Below are 20,523 nucleotides of genomic sequence, written 5' to 3'. Positions count from 1 at the left end.
GACTGAGGCAGTTTGCGCTGGACACCGAACGGTACCCGTTCTTATTGTGCCGACATAATAAAGGTGCATGTTTAGACACTGATCAGGAAGCATTTTTTTAATAAAAAAAGTTAATGCTGGTCAAAAGCTGGAAAAAATTGGAAAATAGGTAACCAAATACCCTGCTATAAATAAGTATGGCAATAGAAGAAGGATATTACAGTGAGATTTGATGGCGTCATTGATGAGCTGGCAGCAACTAAAGGTGTCATGGCGTGTGCTGTCGTGAATTATGAAAGCGGAATGTTGATGGATGGTGTTAGTCCATCAGGTATGGATCTGGACGTTTTGTCTGCTGGCAATACCGAAATCGTGCGTTCGGAGGTTAAGGCAATTGCCCGCCTATATGGTGAGGAGAGTAACGAAGATGTCATAGATGATATTCTCATCAGCTTGCATAAACAGTATTATTTATTGCGGCCGATGAAAAATGTGAAAGGCGTATTCATGTTTATGGTGCTTGACCGCACAGTTGCCAATTTGGGACTCGCACGGCGTGCTTTGAAAGTGGCCGACCGCCATTATCGTGACTAAGCTCAATTAGCTCAAACTGCCCGTTCAGTTTGCTCCCCATGTAACAGCCTCCTTGTAAAAAGGAGGCTGTTAATTTATTGTGCTTTCTGAATCTGTCTGTCATACCAGATTAACAGCTCTGTTGCAGGGACATAGCCAATTAGTGGCTGGCTACGATAGCCGTTACTGTGAATCACGAATAAACCGGGCGGTCCGTACAAACCATATTGCTGCATCATCCGTCGCTGTGCCGGCGTATTGTTGGTAACATCAATCTGTAAAAATCGCTCCTCCTCAATCACCCGTCTGACGGAAGCTTTGTTCAAAGTAAATGCCGTCATTTCCTTGCAGGAAATACACCAGTCTGCATAGAAATCCACCAGTACCGGTTTGTTTGGATCTTCGTCAAACAACTGTTGCATTGCCTGACGCAGTTGTTCTGGCTTTTTGAAATAACGGCCGAAATGCTGGTTGTTAGGAGGCGTTAAAGTTAGAAAGCGGTGCAGAGGCGTGGCATAGTTCACAGCACTTGCTGCCACAAAATAAATACCGCCAATCAGAAACAGTGCACCAGCCACTGCATTAAACCAGCGCTGATATCCTTGCGAGTGATAGCAATGCCAGCCCAGATACAGTGCCGGCACCAGCATGATTAGAGCATAAATAGTCACCACCAGATAGTAATTCAGAAACGGAGTGGCAATATAAGTCGCTGCGCCCAGCAGCATCAGCCCGAACAGATATTTCACACCAACCATCCAGTCTCCGGCACGTGGCATAATATGTACACCGAATACCGAAATCAGAATCAGCGGAATGCCGGTACCCAGTGCCATCACATACAACGCCATACCGCCCAGCATAGCATCACCACTCTGGCCAATATAACCAAGTGCAAAAGCCAGTGGTGGCGCAACACATGGGCCAACAATCAGTGCCGACAGTGCGCCCATCACCAGCACAGACAGCAAGTGTCCCCCGCGAAAACGACCACTGGCCTGCTGAAAAAAAACCTGCCAGCGTGTGGGCAATTGAATACTGTACAAATCAAACATCGATAAAGCCAGCAGTACCAATATGGCCGCTGCGGCCAGCACCACCGCCGGCTGTTGCAACCAGCCAGTAAGAAATGCCCCGGTACGTGCCGTGACAATACCCACAATAGTGTAAGTAAAAGCCAGTCCCTGCACATATATAAATGACAGCACAAATGCCCGCCATTTAGTTGTTTTCTGGCGAGAACCCATCACGATGGCCGAAACAATCGGCAGCAAAGGATACATGCATGCGGTTAGGCTCAGACCCATCCCAGCAATAAAAAAGGTCATTAAATTAGTAATTAGCATTGCCCAAGAGAGCTGAAATAGACTATAGCCGCCAGAACTGGCAGACCATTCAGCTGGCGGTGTTTTTTCGGGGGAACTGGTGAAAGCACTTACATCCGGCTTGTTATGCAGTACTGGTGACACAATAGGATATTTGCCGGTACGGCTGATGGTTAACGTATTTTCTACCGGAGGATAACAGATGCCTGCCTCCGCACAACCTTGATATGAGAGGGTTAATTCATAAGGCGCAGTTTGTGCACTTGTGGCATAACGCCAGATCACATCAGCATGATCATAGTAAACCTGCTGCGTACCAAAAAACTCATCCTGTTTCTGTGTGCCTGATTGGATAAATTGCGCTGCGGCAAACAGACCAGCCGGTTTTGTAGAAACCTGAATTTTATTTCGGTACAGATAATAGCCTTTGGCAATAACAAAATGTACCTCAATATGCTGATCATGAACGACTAATTGCGGTACAAAAGCCTGCTCTGGTGCCAATAGCGTGTCATTATTATCGGAGGCCAGTACAGGGCTGCTGAATCCCAGCAGCACAACCAGTAGCAGGAATAACAGTTTTAACAGGGAAACCGTGCAGACACGCAAGCGAGAAGAAATATGATACATAAATGTCACATAAACAGTGTAATTTCAACCTGAACTACAAACAAAGAGAATGGCTGCCGGCAAAACCGTGCAGAGTAACCATTCACTTCCCCCTGTGCTTCTTGACTTTACCCATATAGAAGATACAGATAAGGCTTAAGTCTGAATATGTCAGTTTACGGATATTGTATCAGTGCATAGGCAGAATGATTATGAATTGATTCAAAATTTTCACTTTCCACTGTGAAAGACTGAATGCGAGCATCGGCTTTCAGTGCCGTGGCTACATCGCGCACCATGTCTTCAACAAATTTCGGATTGTCATAAGCATATTCAGTGACATACTTTTCATCTGGCCGCTTCAGCAGACCGTAAAGCTGGCATGAACCCTGCTGCTCCACCAGATCAATGATTTCTTCAATTGCCACCGCCTCAGTAGATATCAGCGTAACTGTAACATGTGAACGCTGGTTATGCGCCCCATATGCTGAAATTTCCTTACTGCACGGACACAGACTGGTTACCGGAATCACTACCTGCAAGCTATGCTGATAAACACCAGCCAGAATTTCACCACAGAGCATAACCTCATAATCCAGCAGGCTAGAAATAGCGGTTACCGGTGCCAGTTTGCGCCGGAAAAAAGGAAAACGTATACTGATTCTACCCGCTGTTGCCTGAAGTTTCAGCAACATATCACCGGTTAGCCGCTGGAGTGCTGCAAAATCCATACTGCCCTGTTGTGCCAGCATTAACTCAATAAAACGCGACATATGCGTGCCTTTCTGTTCGGCTGGCAGCGCCACAGTCATAGTTAAATCAGCTACAGTATGCTGTTCGCCGGCAGCGCTGATAATACTCAGTGGCAGCCGTAAGCCTTTCACACCAACCTGATTGATTGGCATATTGCGTTTATCAACACTGCTCTGCACATCAGCAATAGTATCCATTCTGATGGTTTTCCTCGTGAAACAAATCTGAATCCAGCCAGACCGGCGCAATAAACCACATGAACCGGTGGCGTATAAAGCATAAAATTATACTTTATGGCTTAATTCCGAGCAAACCACTCGGAATTAGAGATGAACAAACAGCCTACTGCCTGATAAGCGGCGTGCGTGCTAAACTAGATACTCGTAACACAAACGCCCGTGACGGCATAACAGCTACCAGAACAGCATAAACAGTAACATATCGGAGAAAATATGAAATTTGCCACACAAACCATTCATTCCAGTTACCAGCCGGAAGAGCATAACCGTGCACTGATGCCACCAATTTACCAGAACAGCATGTTTGCCCTGCATGAAATTGGAGAAAATATCCCGTTCCGTTATGCACGTGTCTCCAATCCAACACGGCAGGTATTGGAAGATACGGTAGCCGAGCTGGAAAATGGTTGTGCCGGCTTTGCCTATGGTAGCGGCATGGCCGGAATAGATGCTGTCTGGCGGACTTTTCTGCGTCCGGGCGATACCATTGTTGCGGTTGCCGATATTTATGGTGGTGCTTACGATCTGCTGACTGAAGTGTATGCACAATGGGGTGTTAACGTCATTTTTGCCGATCTTACCCAGCCGGCCAACCTAGACCGCATACTGGCACAAACCACAGTGAAAATGGTGTGGCTCGAAACCCCGAGCAACCCGTTGCTACGTCTGGTTGATATTGCTGAATTGACTACCAAAGCCAAAGCGGCCGGTGCCATCGTTGGTATCGACAACACCTTTGCCACACCCTACGTGCAACAACCACTGAATCTGGGTGTAGATATCGTATTTCATTCTGCTACCAAATACCTGTGTGGGCATTCCGATGTATTAATGGGTATTGTCGTGGTTAAGGACACGACACACGCCAGATTACTGCGTGCCACCAGTATCAACACCGGTGGCGTGGCCGGTCCGATGGATTGTGCATTGGTATTACGCGGCATCAAAACACTGGTTGTGCGCATGGAGCGGCATCTAGCCAATGCTGCTGAACTGGCCAAACGCTTGCAGCAGCATCCGGCAGTAGAGAAAGTCTTTTACCCCGGCTTGCCTGAACATGAGCATCATGAACTAGCCTGCAAACAGATGCAGCATGGTTTTGGTGGCGTGGTATCAATCTATCTGCGCCACAACAGCCGCGAAGCGGCCAACAGCGTGATTAGAAACCTGCGACTGATTCGCATGGCTGCCAGCCTTGGTGGCGTGGAAAGCCTGATTAACCACAGTGCCAGCCAGTCGCACAGTGGCATGAGTACAGAAGTCAAAGAATCTCTGGGCATTCGTGAAGGCTTGCTGCGCATTTCTACCGGTATCGAAGACATCGAAGATATCTGGAACGATATCAACCATGCACTCAATACCTTGATTTAACCTGTGTAAGTGAAAAATCCGTGCACAATTATTACGACGTATTAAATGTTGCTCAGGGGGCATCCGACGAAGTGATTCGCGCAGCCTATCGGGCTTTGTCACAAAAATACCATCCTGACCGCAATCCTCATAATCCACAGGCACATCAGCGTATGGCCGAGATTAATCAGGCCTATGCCGTGCTATCCGATCCGGAAAAGCGTCACCATCATGATGTGTGGATCGCACGACAAAGCCTACAGGCTCGCCTGTCACCGGCATTGCTATCACGCAGACAGACCCCGTTTGCGCCGCCGGCCTTATTGCCCAACCATCAGGACAAAATAGTTGTTCTGCATGAACACGGCCATGTTTGGTTGTGGATAGTGGGTATTGCCATTCTGATTGCCATGGGTGGCGTTTGGTGGCGACTGGCGCATCCGCCAGTAGAGACGCCACCGGCACAAAGTAGCACAACAGTACAGACTGCACCCAATGGCCAGCTTTTCCCGCTCAAAGCTGCCTATGTGTCCGGCTACCCAGTTCTGCGCCAGCGCGGTAATAACACCATAGTGGTACATGCCACATCCTTGCAATCGCCCGTATTTGCCCAATTATACGAATTGCACGCCGGTAAATTTACCGCTATACGTACCTTTTACATTCCGGCGGGCGAAACCTTTACCCTGCATAAAATCGGCGATGGCAATTTCAGCCTGCAATATCAGCGTATCAACGATGGTAAATGGGCAGTGAGTGATGGTATTGAAATCAACAATACCGAGGCCAGCCGCAAATATCAGGATATCGATATCAGACTGTAAATCAATACCGCCACCGGCCAGCCGGTGGCGCACACAGGAATAACCGCATGCAGGCTGCCACAGAAGCCAAATTTACCCAAGAAACCGTATTGTGGATTAAGCAGCATACCCCGAAACTGCTTACATTCGCCATTACCCGGCCAGAAGCCTATCGTTTCAGTGCCGGTCAGTTTTCGCGTCTGGGCTTTCGTGACGGAGCCGGATTTATCTGGCGGGCTTATTCTATCGTCTCGGCCGAATATGCAGAAACACTGGAATTTTTTGTAGTATTGATTGAGGGCGGAGCAATGAGTGCCAGACTGGCACAGCTACAGGCCGGCGACCATATCCTGCTGGATAAAACCGCCTTTGGCTTTTTACTGCCCGGCAGATTTACCGATGGTGATCAACTGGTGATGCTCAGTACCGGCAGCGGCATAGCGCCATTTTTGTCCATGCTGCAACAGCCGGCTGTCTGGGAGCGTTTCCAGCATATCGGGCTGGTACATTCCGTTTCTCACGCCAGCGAACTCATTTTCAGCCAGCGCATAAACGACCTAATCAACCATCCCCTGATTGGCGAATATACTGATAAACTGTCTTATCAGCCAGTAGTTACCCGCGAAAACGTAGCAGGAGCACTAAACCAGCGCTTGCCACAGTTATTACAAAATAGCACATTAGCAACGGGATTAGGCCAGACTTTTACCCCTGCGCAAACCCGCTTTATGTTGTGCGGCAATCCAGCTATGGTAGCCGATACCTTTAAGACCTTACTTGATATGGGCTACAGCATGCACCGCAATAGAACACCCGGACAGATTATCATGGAAAACGGCTTTTAAACGACCATATCATCATCTTCATGCGAAGTTTGTTTCCAAGCTGCCAATTATTTTCCAGCATCGTGCCAGCTGATATCGCACCAGTGACTACCTAAACACACTGCAATTAATCTTGCATCCGGATTGATATTCACAATAAGTGGAAACCATAACATTAACATCAGACATCAAAAGTAAATGCCCGATGTCACCAACAAATTACGTTAGTATACAGATATGAATCTGAATCGTTTTGGCAAGAAAAATGCCCAGCTTAATCAGTTGCTGACACAGTCAGCACACTGGCAACGTTTGAGCACCTGCCTTAAACAGGAGCTACCGGCCAGCATGCGAGCCCATTTTAATGTTGCCTGTGTACGAGACGGCTGTTTAGTCGTGATTGCCCATAACAGCATGGCTGCCTCACGCTTACGCATGGTATTGCCAGCATTATTGCCACAATTACAGCAGATTGAGGCCACAATCAACAGCGTAAAAGTTAAAGTACAGCCGCCAGAGTCGAAACCGGAGGCCGTAAAGCGTGCCAGTTTAAGCCCTGTAGCACGTGGAGCCTTGGCGCGCTCGGCACAAGCATTGCCACATCATCCGGAATTGGCAGCAGCATTACGCCGCCTAAGCGAAAAAAACAGTTAGACCGATATCAGCGAGTGCTGATAACAGATTAAAATCTGGCCAGTATCATTTAACCAGAGACATATACACTAATAATTAAATACCTCTGAACTTAATTATTTCCATTCAGAACAGAAATATAAGCAAACACACATATTTCTATACAGCTCATTACTTATTTTCAGATAATCATTACCTTGCCTTATCTGTTTATGACAGAACCCCAGAACAGAATGAATTTTGCATTCATTGTTCTTGATGCAAATATTAATCGTATTTAAAAATAAAACGGTTACAGTAATAAAATCTTAACAGTTTAGAACTAACCCTCATCGATATATTTTAACCATAACATTATCTGCATCTATAATAATCGTCTGTGCTGAAAATAATACCTTTTTATATTCACATTGTTGTATTAAGCACAGCAGCGGCTGCATCTTTTACCATAGACAGTGCTTGGAAATAAACATTTCACCATAATATTAACCACCATAAACAGCAATTTGTCACTTCAAAAAACAGTTACTGATTGCCTATAATTAATATAAGCATGCAAACAGCCATACAGCAGCATAGATGATTGTGTTAAAATTTCCCATTTCATGCTTACTTTTTATTGCGCCTGCTGGTGCCGGACTATTGATTTATGTTGAAAAACTTAGCAAAAAAAATTCTCGGAAGCCGCAACGACCGGCTTTTGAAACAATATCGTAAAGAAGTATCCAAAATCAATGCGCTCGAACCCAAAATTCAGGCGCTGAGTGATACCGAACTACAGGCTAAAACTGCTGAATTCAAACAACGTCTGGCTGATGGCGAAAAACTCGACAACCTGCTGGTAGAAGCATTTGCCGTATGCCGCGAAGCTAGCCAGCGTATCCTTAACATGCGCCACTTTGATGTTCAGCTTATCGGTGGCATGGTACTGCATCACGGGAAAATTGCTGAAATGCGTACCGGTGAAGGAAAAACACTGGTAGCCACCACTGCCGTTTATCTCAATGCCCTGACCGGCCGAGGTGTGCATGTAGTTACCGTAAATGATTATCTGGCTGCCCGTGATGCCAGCATTATGCGTCCGTTGTATGAATTTCTGGGCATGACAGTTGGCGTTATCGTCAGCAACATGGATCAAGAAGATAAAAAAGCAGCTTATCAGGCCGACATCACCTATGGCACAAACAACGAATATGGCTTTGATTACCTGCGCGACAACATGGTGCTCGACCCGAGTGAAAAAGTACAGCGTGAACTGTCATTTGCCGTAGTTGATGAAGTTGACTCCATCCTGATAGACGAAGCACGTACCCCACTGATTATTTCCGGCCAGGCCGATGATAACGTTACCCTGTATCAGGTAATGAACCAGATTCCGCCACAACTGATTGCGCAAAAAAGCGAAGAAGGAGAGGGTGATTACTGGGTAGACGAAAAAGCACGGCAGGTTATCCTCAGCGAGCAGGGACATGAACACGCCGAAGAGATTCTCAGCAACATGGGGTTGTTACAAGACGGCGATTCCCTGTATTCCACCACCAACATCATGCTTATGCATCACCTGATGGCTGCATTACGTGCTTATACCCTGTATCAGCGTGACCAGCATTACGTCGTACAGCATGGTGAAGTAGTCATTGTTGACGAATTTACCGGTCGCCTAATGGCCGGCCGGCGCTGGTCTGATGGACTGCATCAAGCAGTAGAGGCCAAAGAGGGCGTGGAAATCAACAAAGAAAATCAGACACTGGCTTCCATCACCTTCCAGAATTTCTTCCGCCTGTACGACAAACTGGCAGGCATGACCGGTACGGCTGATACCGAAGCATTTGAATTTCAGAGTATTTATGGCTTAGAAACCGTTATCATCCCGCCAAACCGCCCGATGGTACGCAAAGACTTAAACGACCAGATTTACCGTTCCAGCGAAGAAAAATACGAAGCCGTTGTTGCCGATATCAAAGAGCGCCATGCCAAAGGGCAGCCGATACTGGTCGGTACTACCAGCATCGAGAACTCCGAGCTGGTATCCGCGTTACTGGATAAAGAACATCTGCAACACAACGTCCTCAATGCCAAAGAACATGCGCGTGAAGCCGATATTATTGCTCAGGCTGGCCGGCCAGGCATGATTACCGTAGCCACCAATATGGCAGGCCGCGGTACTGATATCGTTCTTGGTGGCAACATCAAGCCACAGATAGAGGCTATCACTGCCGATGACAGCCTTACCGAAGCAGATAAGGCAAGCAGAATCGATGCATTACAACAGCAATGGCAACGCGACCATGATGCCGTAATTGCCGCCGGCGGCTTACACATCATCGGTACCGAACGGCATGAAAGCCGCCGTATCGACAACCAGTTACGTGGCCGTGCCGGCCGGCAGGGTGATGCCGGCTCCAGTCGCTTTTATCTATCGTTTGAAGACCCGTTGCTGCGCCTGTTTGCCCTTGACAGAGCTACCGCCATTCTTAATCGTTTGGCTCCCGAACGCGGCGTAGCCATAGAGGCTGGTATGCTCAATCGCCAGATTGAAGGTGCGCAGCGCAAAGTGGAAAACCGCAATTTCGACATGCGCAAACAAGTACTAGAATACGATGACGTAGCCAACGATCAGCGTAAAGTTATCTATCATCAGCGTGCCGATATTCTGGCCAGCAACGACATCGACAGCCTGATGCAGGAAATTCGCCATGATGCCATCGTTGATACCGTAGACAGCTTTATCCCGCCAGACAGCATGGAAGAGCAATGGGATATTTCCGGCCTCGAACAAAAACTGGCTGCTGATTATCACATCAATGTTTCCATCAGCGACTGGCTCAAAGAAGACAACAGCCTCGACAACGAAACCATCTGCGAACGATTACTGGACATTGTCGAAAAAGATTACGCCCATAAAGTCGAACTGGTTGGTATCGATGCCATGCGCCGATTCGAACGCGACATCATGCTGCAAATCATTGATAACCGCTGGCGCGAACATCTGGCTGATATGGATTACCTGCGTCAGGGGATTCATCTGCGCGGCTATGCCCAGAAAAATCCGAAACAGGAATACAAACGTGAAGCATTTGAAATGTTTCAGGCCATGTGGCGCAATATCCGCAGTACCGTTGCTTCCCTGCTGATTTCCGTACAGTTCGAACAGGAGCAGGCAGAAGAACAGCCAGAAATATTGACCGCTGCCAGTAACGAAAATCAAGATTTCAGCCCTAAAGCCATGGAAGCGCTCGGTATCATCGTGCGCCGTAACGATCCCTGCCCATGTGGCAGTGGCCAGAAATACAAACAGTGTCACGGCCGCCTGTGATTACAGCTAAACTTCATTAACATTAACAGGCTGTCAATCTGATGACAGCCTGTTAGCGTATTTGCACCAGTCACAGATAAAATAAATCAATATACATTTATTAAAGTGAATACTCTAAACACCATTGAACAGCACAGCAAATTGTCTTAAAATTCACACCTTACGCCAGAGGCCAGAGCATAAAATGTGCCTGAACGGCAACAGATAGCTGGCGTGTTTTCGGTTTACGCTAATAATACCGCTTTCCTTAACCATGGATAATTAATGGCAGCCTACAACACACAAACAGTCCTGTCCGTACACCACTGGACAGATGCATACTTCACATTTACCTGCACCCGTGACGAATCATTGCGCTTTCAGAATGGCCAGTTTGTCATGATTGGCCTGATGGTAGACGGCAAGCCGCTAATGCGTGCTTACAGTATCGCCAGTGCCAACTGGGAAGAAGAGCTGGCTTTTTTCAGCATCAAAGTACAGAATGGCCCATTAACCAGCCGTTTGCAGCATCTGAAAGTAGGTGATGAAGTTCTCGTGAGCAAAAAGCCCACCGGCACCCTGATTGCTGGTGATCTCAATCCCGGGAAAAACCTATATCTACTGTCTACCGGTACCGGTTTGGCACCTTTTCTCAGCGTTACCAAAGACCCCGATATCTACGAACAGTTTGAAAAAATCATCCTGATTCACGGCGTACGCTACAAAAAAGATTTGGCTTATTACGACTACTTCACCACCGAATTACCCAACCATGAATATCTGGGTGAAATGGTGCGCGAAAAACTGATTTACTATCCCGTCGTTTCCAGAGAAGACTTCATCCATCACGGACGCCTGACTGATTTAATGAAATCCGGTAAACTCTTTACCGACATTGGTTTGCCACCAATTAATCCGGCAGACGACCGTGCCATGATTTGTGGTAGCCCGGAAATGCTCAAGGATAGCTGTGAAACACTCAACAGCTTTGGTCTAACCATCTCTCCGAAAATGGGGCAGCGTGGTGACTACGTTATCGAACGCGCATTTGTTGACCAATAAAACCAGCATCTTACAGGCAGCCATCATGATCCGATGTGCTGCCTGTTTTACCTGCCGGCAAGCCACAGCTGACCATATTCCTTAAATTCCGCCCACAGAACCATCCATGCAAAACTTAACCGCCCTGCTAATCATCCTGATTCCCCTGCTTGCAGGATTTTGCATACCCGTCCCAGCGCGCGTCATAAACTGGCTCAACTACGGCTTGGCATGGCTGGTATATCTGATATTATTCCTCATTGGCCTGTCACTGGCCAAAATTCCCAGCCTTGGCGCACAGCTGGCCAACATCAGCCTTACCGTAGGCGTACTGTTTCTCTGCCTGATAGTTGCTAATTTATTGGTATTTATCTGGTTTGACCGCCGCTACCCGTGGCATCTGAATCGACAGCAACCAACCGGCCAGAGTGGTGACATCAGCATTGTAGGCAGCCTCAAACAAGTTGGCAGCCTGCTTATCGGACTGATAGCAGGTAACTACCTGTCTTTCAACTGGTTAGGTGATCCGCAGGCTGCCGTCAACAAAGCCCTGCTGATACTACTGTTACTAGTAGGTATGCAGCTGCGCAGTAGTGGTGTTACCCTGCAACAGGTATTTCTCAACCGTCGCGGCGTTATCAGTGCCGGACTATTTACCTTCGCGAGCCTGCTTGGCGGTTTGATATTCGCCCTGATTATGCCTGATGTATCCATCAGCAAAGGACTGGCACTTAGTAGTGGCTATGGCTGGTATTCACTTTCCAGCATTATCATGAGTAAAGCCTATGGCGCAGTCTGGGGCAGCATCGCCTTATTTAATGATCTGGCACGTGAATTTTTTGCCCTTATCTTTATCCCCATACTGATGCGCCGCTATCCCACTACTGCCGTCAGCATTGGCGGTGCCACCAGCCTTGATTTCACCTTGCCTGCTATTCAGGCTTCCGGTGGCATTACCGCTGTTCCTCTGGCCATCAGCTTCGGCTTCATTGTGAATATTACCGCGCCAATACTGATGGTAGTTTTCTCATCACTTGGATTTTAGCCAAGATACTGCTTTACTACTTAGCTAGATATTATTGTTTAAGCCTTTTACATAGTCCGCACCAGAAACGCAACTATCTTCGCCCGTAATAAAACTAGTTAGCACAGAAATAATAACTATTTTCCTATCCAATAAGATTTATACCTCATCGCACCAGCCATAAATAACATCACACAGATTAATATCAACTTGCAGAAATTGCTCAGCACAACCAAGCTGTTATCAAAAATTTCAGCAGAAAAAGATAAATTATTAAAATTTAAATATTATTTAAAAATTCGATAATAATACTCATTCTCTTTAAAATATAATATTTGCATAGATTGATAAGCGTAAATTCACCGTATCAACATAGAGATTAAAATTTATCAATACAGATTAATTGAATCATCCAAATAAATAGCTACAATGGAAAAATAGAATGATTAAACTGCGTACATGGTTTAATATATATATATATATAATATAATAATTTAATTAAAATCAAAAATACACAAAATATACTTAGAATTAAGTAGCAACAAACAACATCCAGCTACAACTTGCGTGCAGATAATAGACCTAGCCCATACTCTGCTGTACAACAGATAGTTTAATTATACTTCGAATACATTAATCTCATATTGATAATCAATATGGCAAAATAACAGCTTTGCACAAACCATATTTCAGTAATAACTAATGTAAAATGCGATAACCCAGCTTACTTTATTCTTAAATCATAATAGTTGTAACCACTTTTTATCAAAATCTAAAATACAATTATCAATTCTATACTATTTAAAATATTTTATTTATTAATAAATTTAATTAATAACAAAATAAAGATTAAAATAACTATTTACCGGATACCGTTATTATTGACTAATAATTAACTAACAACATCATCATATATAGTAAAATCTGTTTGAAATAGTAAACACATGTATAAAATTTGGTAATTAATAAATTACTGATTTTAAAAATTAAAATATTAATAGCTTAGCTACTTCATTTTAAATTAGCTAAATAAAGCTTTTCTAATAGCAGTAAATGCCTGTTGAGAGTAAATTAAAGCCCTAAAGTACTAAAACTTTATTCAGCAGCAACTAAATTAAAAATATACAAGCTCAAAAATAGATAAAGAAAGAGAACTTTTATGTTTACGTGGTATCAAGAGGCATCAAGAAATGAGAAAAAAACCTTTTTGGCCTGCTTTAATGGCTGGGCACTGGATGCGCTGGAAAATCAAATATTTGGTTTAGCTATTCCATTACTGCTTGTCTATTTTGCCATCAGCGAAGAGCAGGCCGGACTACTCAATAGTACCACGCTGGTCACGTCGGCCTTGGGCGGCTGGTTCGCCGGCGCCCTTTCCGACCAGTATGGACGCGTAAAAACATTGCAAATCATGATTATATGGTTTGCAATTTTTACATTTATGGCTGCATTTGTAACGGATTACTACTGGTTATTAGTGTTGAAAGCTTTACAGGGTTTTGGTATCGGAGGCGAATGGGCGGCAGGTGCCGTACTCATGGCAGAAACCACTTCCAGCCAGTATCGCGGTAAAGTCATGGCGATAGTGCAGGGCGCTTGGGCAGTAGGATGGGGATTATCAATCTTACTGTTTTCCGTAGTCTTAAGTCTGGTACCAGAAAATATCGCTTGGCGTATTATGTTTGCTGTAGGCTTACTGCCGTCATTATTAATCTTTTATATATGCAGGCATGTACAGGAACCAGAAAAACAAATAGTAGCAGTACAGAAAACCCAAGATAAACAATCCATAGCCCAAGCAATGTTCGGTATTTTTTCACCCTCACTGATTCGCAACACCTTACTCGGAGGTTTAATAGGTTTTGGCGCACATGGCGGCTATTATAGCATCATGTCATGGTTGCCTACCTACCTGACAAAAGAATGCAACCTTTCCATGCTTAATTCCAGCCTCTATCTGGCAGTGATTATATTTGCCTTCTGGTGTGGCTGTATGGCCAGCTCTGTCCTGCTTGATAAAATCGGCAGACGTTTTAATATTGTCTTGTTTGCTATCTGCTGCGTTATCACCGTACGCATTTACCTGCTTGTTCCCCTAACCAATACCCAGATATTGTTTCTTGGCTTTCCACTGGGATTTTTTGCTGCCGGTATCCCCGCCAGCCTTGGTGCATTGTTTAATGAACTCTATCCACAGCAATGTCGTGGTTCCGGTGTCGGTTTTTGTTACAACTTCGGTCGTATTCTATCCTTAATATTTCCATTTCTGGTGGCAAACATGAGTGCATCCATGTCTCTGGGTTCATCTATTGGCATCTATACCAGCTGGGCTTACTCAATTGTAGTGATTAGCGTCTTAATGCTACCGGAAACCAAAGGACGTGATTTAAACCAAATTAATCCAGATGGTCAGATTTCTGATAAATAAAAACAAGAAAGAAAAAACAAGTGACAAGTGGTAGAACTGGTCGCTATACGCATGTATTTAATTTGGTTTTCACCAAAGTAGCCGGCCGGCGCCATACACCAGCACAAAATACATCAGTAGCAGACTATCTGTTTCATCGGCACGATATCGGCTGTACCCATTGTACAGGCCATGCCCCGTCTTAATGGCGTAGCCTGTATCTATCCCACAACTTCCCAGCCTGAGCGGCAAGCAAAGAGTAGGGCAGGCATCGTGGGCACACGCCTGAACGTTATAAACGGCACACTACCTGAGCGGCAATCGGCTTCATAGCAAAACCTGCTCGCCAAAATCAAAACCCTTAACAGGCATGTGCAACTGCATTGGCGCAGTAACAAACCAGACGCCATGATTACCACCTTGCTCAAACACCGAATCCGCGTAGTAATCGACCACTTCGGCCGGCCCGCGGATAGCGTACCCGCTCGTGATAACAGTTTGCAGCAGCTATTGCAATGGGGACATAGCGGAATGGTGTAGTGCAAACTTTCCGCGCTATACCGCATCAGTGCTGCCGCCGCCGACGCATAAATTTTTTGCCGCCGCCATCCCTTTATTACTTGAAAATTTCGGCAGCCACCGCCTGATGTGGAGCAGTGACTGGCCGCACACCCAGTACGAACAACAAATTAACCCCGAGTATCTGATTACCCAATTAAATATACAGTTACAAGATAAACAACTGGCACCAGCCTTATTGTGGGATACACCAGCAAAACTGTTCAGATTTATCCAAAATTTTGCTTAGTAGCAGTGTCGGCGACATTACCCAACATGGATTACACAACGTATCGCCCACGTGAATCTGCATACTAACGGTAAACTGAATAGGAAAAAGCGGCAGCCAACTTACCGGCGTTGACGGTTATACCTGAAAACTATCATGCATAAGCAGATACCAATATCCGGGTAAATAACCAGACTGCTAATAGCTGGAAATTAATAACCAAAAATTTAGCGTTCAGAATCCGCACGCCATAACGCACAGAATATCGCGACTGTGATAAAGCAAGTTAGCAGCAATATAGCCAAGCAAAGCAAAAAGAGTGATATCAACAAACCAGCCTATAAATTTGCAGCTTCAAATACCGCAAACCTGCCTGTGCAAAGCATCGCATAAATGCCTTGCCATCCACCGCCAATAATCAGCTCCGCTTTCTTAAACGGCATAGCTAAAGCACATCTGAATAATGCCTACCGGTAACAATATCAGCCGCTTAAAAGAAATGTACACACAGGAGATCGGCATTAACCCAAGAGCCAGCAGTCTAGATTCAATAACGAAACAGCCATTAACAACAGCCTCAAAAGCATCAAAAGCATCAAAATCGGCTGCCCAGCAGTGCCGATGATGACAAACTGCCTGATTATTCCAAGCGTACACCAAAACAAACCCACAAACCGCCTTGCGGGCGGTTTATTGATTGAGATGAACAACCCAGCCAGTAGCAAGTAGTAACCAAATTTCTGATTTCTGGGATATAAATGCTACAACCACAAAAGCGTAAATAGTTTTGTGGAGCAGCATAAGTCAAAGCCATCAGCAAATTCTCTGCCGGATTCATGTATCACCAGCTTTTTCCAGCATGTATACACGCAATTAGCCTATAAAACTATCAAGTATCATTTAGATAAATAATATTAGTCAGATAGTTCAGTTAAGCCTGAATGAAGACGAAATTTCAATAGCATTTTTTATTATTAATAAGTCCTGTATAGTGATTTCAAATCCTTTAACCATATCAAAACTATGTATTAATTTTTGTTTTTTAACATCATTGAAATTGTATTTCCTAACATAATCGTTAATTGTTTCTTCATAAGAGAATTGTGAAGCTGGCCTGATAACACTTAAAAGCATACATTCTAAAAATTCAAAATAATAAATATCGTTATCAGTATCACTGGAATATTGTGAATTGATATTTTCTAATACATTAGAAATAAATTTGCTTGTATTATATCTATTCAAACTTTTATATAAATCTGGAAACTTTAATTTGAGTATAATCAGCAAGAATAGCAGAGTATATTCTTCTTTTGTAAGGTGATTGTTAGTCCTCACTATAATATTAAGAATATTACAAAGAGCTTCTTGCTCTCTTAATGTTAATTTATATAGATGAGTAATATCTTTTAATAAATTTAGAAGAGTGTAATTATGATAAGGTAGCTTTATATTTAAATCTTCACTAAGTCCTAATTGTTTAGCTAAACTAATAATGAAATCAGATTTAACTGGGCTAGGTAACAAATAATCAAAATCAATAAACCGACGCAAATATCCATTAACATCCAGCCCCTGCCCATACACAGCCCTGATAGAATGGCCTAGCTGGGTTTTATCCGTAGCCAGCACAAAAATAATATTATCCACATTAAACAGATGTTTGGCCTTTTCCAGTACCTCAATAGCAAAATTAGGACGGCAGCGATCCAGCTCATCAATAAAAATCACCAGTGGCTTGTGAGCGTCACCATCTGCATAACAGCGAGCCAGCTCGCTTAAAGCCTCTTTGAAGCTGCCCAGTGTCTTGCGTGATTCTTCGTATTTAGTAATCTGTTCTTTTACCAGTGATTCGCTTAGATTACCAAATGCTGTAGATATTTCATCGGCACTGATTAAGCCGCCACTAGCTGCTTTAATGCCCAGATTGGCCATAGTAGGGGCGGCGGCTTTAGTAAAATTGGCTGCAAATTTATAAATACGCCCAATTATTTTTTCTGCAGTTGTTTTATCTTCACCCGTTAGTTCCTGTATGGATAAACCAATTTCCCCAATCAACGCAATCAGCGCATCATCCGTATAATCACTTTCCCACGCATTAAAATAAATAGTCGGAATATCCAGATTTTTCAAAGATTGCTGCCACATCTTAATAAAAGTGGTTTTACCCTGTCCCCAGCCAGCATCAATACACAGCACAATCGATTGCTCATAGCTGGTAATAAATTGGGTCAGAATTTCAACATTGGCTTTTCTATTCAGCACATCATTTTTAAACGGATCAGCGGCATCAATTTCTATTTGCTGGCATTTCTTCAGGCTGAGTTTACTCATAATCTGCTTATTCCCTGTATACTAATGGCCGGCTATTAATCACCGGCCATTTTGCTTTATCTAATTATTGCGCCATTATAATGGTTTATGGCATTAAAAATGGCAGAGATATCTGGTGAATCACAGAAAATTGGCGCAAAACATACTAGTCAGCCGGTTTTGTGGCACAAATACACACACCCAAGTATTAACTGGCCATTAAATATTATCCATACGCCATTAAACCCCCAACAGTCGGGCAACAGTATTAACCCAGAAAAGAAAGAACCATCCAGCCCCTGCCGAATATTCCCTTTCTAAATAACAAGCTGATTTGTAAGTAAAGGTATGGCAAAAGTAAAGTCTGGTTGCAGCCGCGCATTTAGCCCCTGATTGCGCTATAAAGCCAGCAGACAAACTTGCTTTTTGTCCATACTGGCCTTATGTGTAACATAAACCGCCCAGCGCGGTTTTAACTGTTTTAACCACAGTTATTTTTCTTGGGTTGAATTTATTTTCAGGTTACAAACTTATGGATGTTATTCAGTATCCCGGTAGTGTGTTTAAACTGCATCAGCCGTTTCCGCCGGCTGGTGACCAACCTACAGCAATTCAAGGATTGCTGGAAGGACTGGAAGACGGACTGGCCAGCCAGACCCTGCTCGGCGTTACCGGTTCGGGTAAAACTTTTACCATGGCCAACGTCATTGCCCAGAGTGGCCGGCCGGCCATCATCATGGCACATAACAAAACACTGGCCGCACAGCTATATGCAGAGATGCGTGAATTTTTTCCAGAAAACGCCGTTGAGTATTTTGTTTCCTACTATGATTACTATCAGCCGGAAGCCTACGTACCCAGCCGTGACCTGTTTATCGAAAAAGACTCAGCCATAAACGAACATATCGAACAGATGCGCCTGAGCGCCACCAAAAGCCTGATGCAGCGGCAGGACGTAATCATAGTGGCTACCGTATCGGCAATCTACGGTATTGGCGACCCCAACGAATACCATCAAATGATTCTGCACCTGAAAGAAGGGCAGAAAATCGACCAGCGCGACATCATCGCCAGACTGGTAGCCATGCAGTATGAACGTGGTGATATCGACTTTGCCCGTGGCTCCTTTCGCGTGCGCGGTGACGTGATTGATATCTTTCCCGCTGAAAGCTCCGAGCTGGCCTTGCGTGTTAGCCTGTTTGACGACGAAGTCGACCGCATGCAATTATTCGACCCCATATCCGGCAGCCTGCAACAGCGCGTTGGCCGCTATACCGTATTCCCGTCCAGCCACTACGTTACCCCGCGCGACACCGTTTTGCGCGCCTGTGAGCACATCAAGCAAGAACTGGGCGACCGCATCAAATGGTTTACCCATGAAGGGCGGCTGGTAGAAGCCCAGCGCATCGAACAGCGCACCCGCTTTGATCTGGAAATGCTTTACGAAATGGGCTTTTGCAAAGGCATTGAAAACTACTCACGCCACTTTTCCGGTAAGCCGGAGGGCGAACCGCCACCTACCTTAATGGATTACCTGCCCAAAAACGCCCTCATGTTTATCGACGAAAGCCACGTTACCGTCAGCCAGATTGGCGGCATGTACAAGGGCGATGCCTCACGCAAGCAGAATCTGGTGGATTACGGCTTTCGCCTGCCATCTGCTCGCGATAATCGCCCGTTAAAATTCCATGAATTTGAACGCGTTATGCCACAAACCATCTTCGTATCTGCCACACCGGCCAAATACGAAGAAGAACATGCCGGACAAGTAGTGGAGCAGGTAGTGCGCCCCACCGGCCTGATTGATCCGGAAATCATCATCCGCCCCGTGGCCACACAGGTAGATGACTTACTGTCTGAAATCAATATCCGTCGCCAGCAGGGTGAGCGTGTACTCGTTACCACCCTCACCAAACGCATGGCCGAACAGCTCACCGATTACTATGCCGAGCTTGGCGTAAAAGTGCGCTACCTGCACAGCGACATCGACACCGTAGAGCGCGTAGAAATCATCCGTGACCTGCGCCTTGGTCTGTTTGATGTACTTGTCGGCATCAACCTGCTGCGGGAAGGGCTGGATATTCCCGAAGTCTCACTGGTGGCCATACTTGATGCCGACAAAGAAGGCTTTCTGCGCAGCCATCGCAGCCTGATACAAACCATCGGCCGCGCTGCACGCAACGTAAACGGCAAAGCCATACTGTATGCCGACAAAATCACCGATTCCATGAAAGCCGCAATTGATGAAACCGAGCGGCGCCGCGCCCGCCAGATAGCCTTCAATACCGAACATGGCATCGTACCGCAGCAAATCAAAAAACAGGTACGCGACCTTATCGATGGCGTTTATCACGACGAAAACGGTAGCAAAGGACGTGGTCGCAGCAAGCTCAAAGTAGGCGAAATCCACAACGAAGACGATGCCGTAAAAGAAATCGCCAAACTTGAAAAAGCCATGCAGGCTGCTGCGCGTGATTTACAGTTTGAAGAAGCCGCCCAGATTCGCGACAAAATCCGCGCCATCAAAGAAAACCTGCTGTTTGGTGCCAGCGAAACTTAAGCAGCCAG

At 45.3% G+C, this 20,523-nt stretch carries 18 protein-coding genes; 14 read left to right on the top strand and 4 right to left on the bottom strand.

Features of this window, described 5'->3' with window-relative positions; translation table 11 throughout:
- Positions 1–201 precede the first annotated feature (201 nt).
- Positions 202–573 (top strand): hypothetical protein, encoded by a 372-nt coding sequence (locus MJ761_RS01945; RefSeq protein ID WP_239365870.1) that lies wholly within the window; start codon positions 202–204, stop codon positions 571–573.
- A 74-nt stretch (positions 574–647) separates the two neighbouring features.
- Here the strand turns inward: MJ761_RS01945 and dsbD are convergent, their stop codons facing one another.
- Both dsbD and folE2 read right to left on the bottom strand, forming a co-directional pair.
- The gene (gene dsbD / locus MJ761_RS01940) at positions 648–2,507 is read right to left on the bottom strand and encodes a protein-disulfide reductase DsbD (protein ID WP_093093289.1); all 1,860 of its coding nucleotides are present in this window, start codon (positions 2,505–2,507) and stop codon (positions 648–650) included.
- 155 nt (positions 2,508–2,662) lie between these two features.
- Positions 2,663–3,436: a GTP cyclohydrolase FolE2 gene (folE2, locus tag MJ761_RS01935; RefSeq protein WP_093093287.1), complete on the bottom strand. Its 774-nt coding sequence runs from the start codon at positions 3,434–3,436 to the stop codon at positions 2,663–2,665.
- Between the two features lie 255 nt (positions 3,437–3,691).
- Here folE2 and MJ761_RS01930 point away from each other — a divergent pair, with 255 nt between their 5' ends.
- The 11 genes from MJ761_RS01930 (at position 3,692) to MJ761_RS01880 (ending at position 15,663) form a co-directional block, all read left to right on the top strand.
- Positions 3,692–4,849 carry a trans-sulfuration enzyme family protein gene (locus MJ761_RS01930; RefSeq protein ID WP_093093285.1) on the top strand — a complete coding sequence of 386 codons (1,158 nt, stop codon included), beginning with the start codon at positions 3,692–3,694 and terminating at the stop codon, positions 4,847–4,849.
- Between the two features lie 20 nt (positions 4,850–4,869).
- Positions 4,870–5,652, top strand: a complete 783-nt coding sequence (locus MJ761_RS01925) for a J domain-containing protein (protein ID WP_093093283.1) — start codon at positions 4,870–4,872, stop codon at positions 5,650–5,652.
- 47 nt (positions 5,653–5,699) lie between these two features.
- A complete protein-coding gene (locus MJ761_RS01920) occupies positions 5,700–6,476 on the top strand; it encodes a ferredoxin--NADP reductase (RefSeq protein ID WP_093093281.1) in 777 nt (258 codons plus the stop codon).
- A gap of 216 nt (positions 6,477–6,692) precedes the next feature.
- Positions 6,693–7,109, top strand: a complete 417-nt coding sequence (locus MJ761_RS01915; RefSeq protein ID WP_093093279.1) for a DciA family protein — start codon at positions 6,693–6,695, stop codon at positions 7,107–7,109.
- Between the two features lie 628 nt (positions 7,110–7,737).
- Positions 7,738–10,404 carry a preprotein translocase subunit SecA gene (secA, locus tag MJ761_RS01910; RefSeq protein WP_093093277.1) on the top strand — a complete coding sequence of 889 codons (2,667 nt, stop codon included), beginning with the start codon at positions 7,738–7,740 and terminating at the stop codon, positions 10,402–10,404.
- A 264-nt stretch (positions 10,405–10,668) separates the two neighbouring features.
- Positions 10,669–11,445, top strand: coding sequence for a ferredoxin--NADP reductase (locus tag MJ761_RS01905; protein WP_093093275.1), 777 nt, complete (start codon positions 10,669–10,671; stop codon positions 11,443–11,445).
- A 106-nt stretch (positions 11,446–11,551) separates the two neighbouring features.
- Complete coding sequence (locus MJ761_RS01900; RefSeq protein WP_093093273.1) at positions 11,552–12,469, top strand: LysO family transporter; 918 nt, start codon at positions 11,552–11,554, stop codon at positions 12,467–12,469.
- A 1,138-nt stretch (positions 12,470–13,607) separates the two neighbouring features.
- Positions 13,608–14,876 (top strand): MFS transporter, encoded by a 1,269-nt coding sequence (locus tag MJ761_RS01895; protein WP_093093271.1) that lies wholly within the window; start codon positions 13,608–13,610, stop codon positions 14,874–14,876.
- A gap of 20 nt (positions 14,877–14,896) precedes the next feature.
- Complete coding sequence (locus MJ761_RS01890; protein ID WP_176715100.1) at positions 14,897–15,061, top strand: hypothetical protein; 165 nt, start codon at positions 14,897–14,899, stop codon at positions 15,059–15,061.
- 133 nt (positions 15,062–15,194) lie between these two features.
- Entirely contained in the window at positions 15,195–15,395 is a 201-nt protein-coding gene (locus tag MJ761_RS01885) for a hypothetical protein (protein ID WP_476749650.1), read from the top strand.
- 28 nt (positions 15,396–15,423) lie between these two features.
- Entirely contained in the window at positions 15,424–15,663 is a 240-nt protein-coding gene (locus MJ761_RS01880; protein WP_176715097.1) for an amidohydrolase family protein, read from the top strand.
- 619 nt (positions 15,664–16,282) lie between these two features.
- On the opposite strand, the gene MJ761_RS01875 is transcribed toward MJ761_RS01880, so the two are convergent.
- Positions 16,283–16,480: a hypothetical protein gene (locus MJ761_RS01875; RefSeq protein ID WP_093093265.1), complete on the bottom strand. Its 198-nt coding sequence runs from the start codon at positions 16,478–16,480 to the stop codon at positions 16,283–16,285.
- Between the two features lie 89 nt (positions 16,481–16,569).
- On the bottom strand, positions 16,570–17,976 hold the full coding sequence (locus tag MJ761_RS01870) for a KAP family P-loop NTPase fold protein (RefSeq protein WP_093093263.1): 1,407 nt from the start codon (positions 17,974–17,976) through the stop codon (positions 16,570–16,572).
- 99 nt (positions 17,977–18,075) lie between these two features.
- On the opposite strand from MJ761_RS01870, the gene MJ761_RS01865 reads away from it, so the two are divergent.
- Together MJ761_RS01865 and uvrB are read left to right on the top strand one after the other, a co-directional pair.
- Positions 18,076–18,276, top strand: coding sequence for a hypothetical protein (locus MJ761_RS01865; protein ID WP_141683446.1), 201 nt, complete (start codon positions 18,076–18,078; stop codon positions 18,274–18,276).
- 211 nt (positions 18,277–18,487) lie between these two features.
- Positions 18,488–20,515 (top strand): excinuclease ABC subunit UvrB, encoded by a 2,028-nt coding sequence (uvrB, locus tag MJ761_RS01860; protein WP_093093261.1) that lies wholly within the window; start codon positions 18,488–18,490, stop codon positions 20,513–20,515.
- The last annotated feature ends 8 nt before the right edge of the window (positions 20,516–20,523 follow it).

Source organism: Snodgrassella communis (assembly GCF_914768045.1).
In the GTDB taxonomy this organism is placed as follows: domain Bacteria; phylum Pseudomonadota; class Gammaproteobacteria; order Burkholderiales; family Neisseriaceae; genus Snodgrassella; species Snodgrassella communis.
The sequence above is the reverse complement of the archived record's forward strand: the minus strand, read 5'-3'. Positions and strand labels throughout refer to the sequence as shown.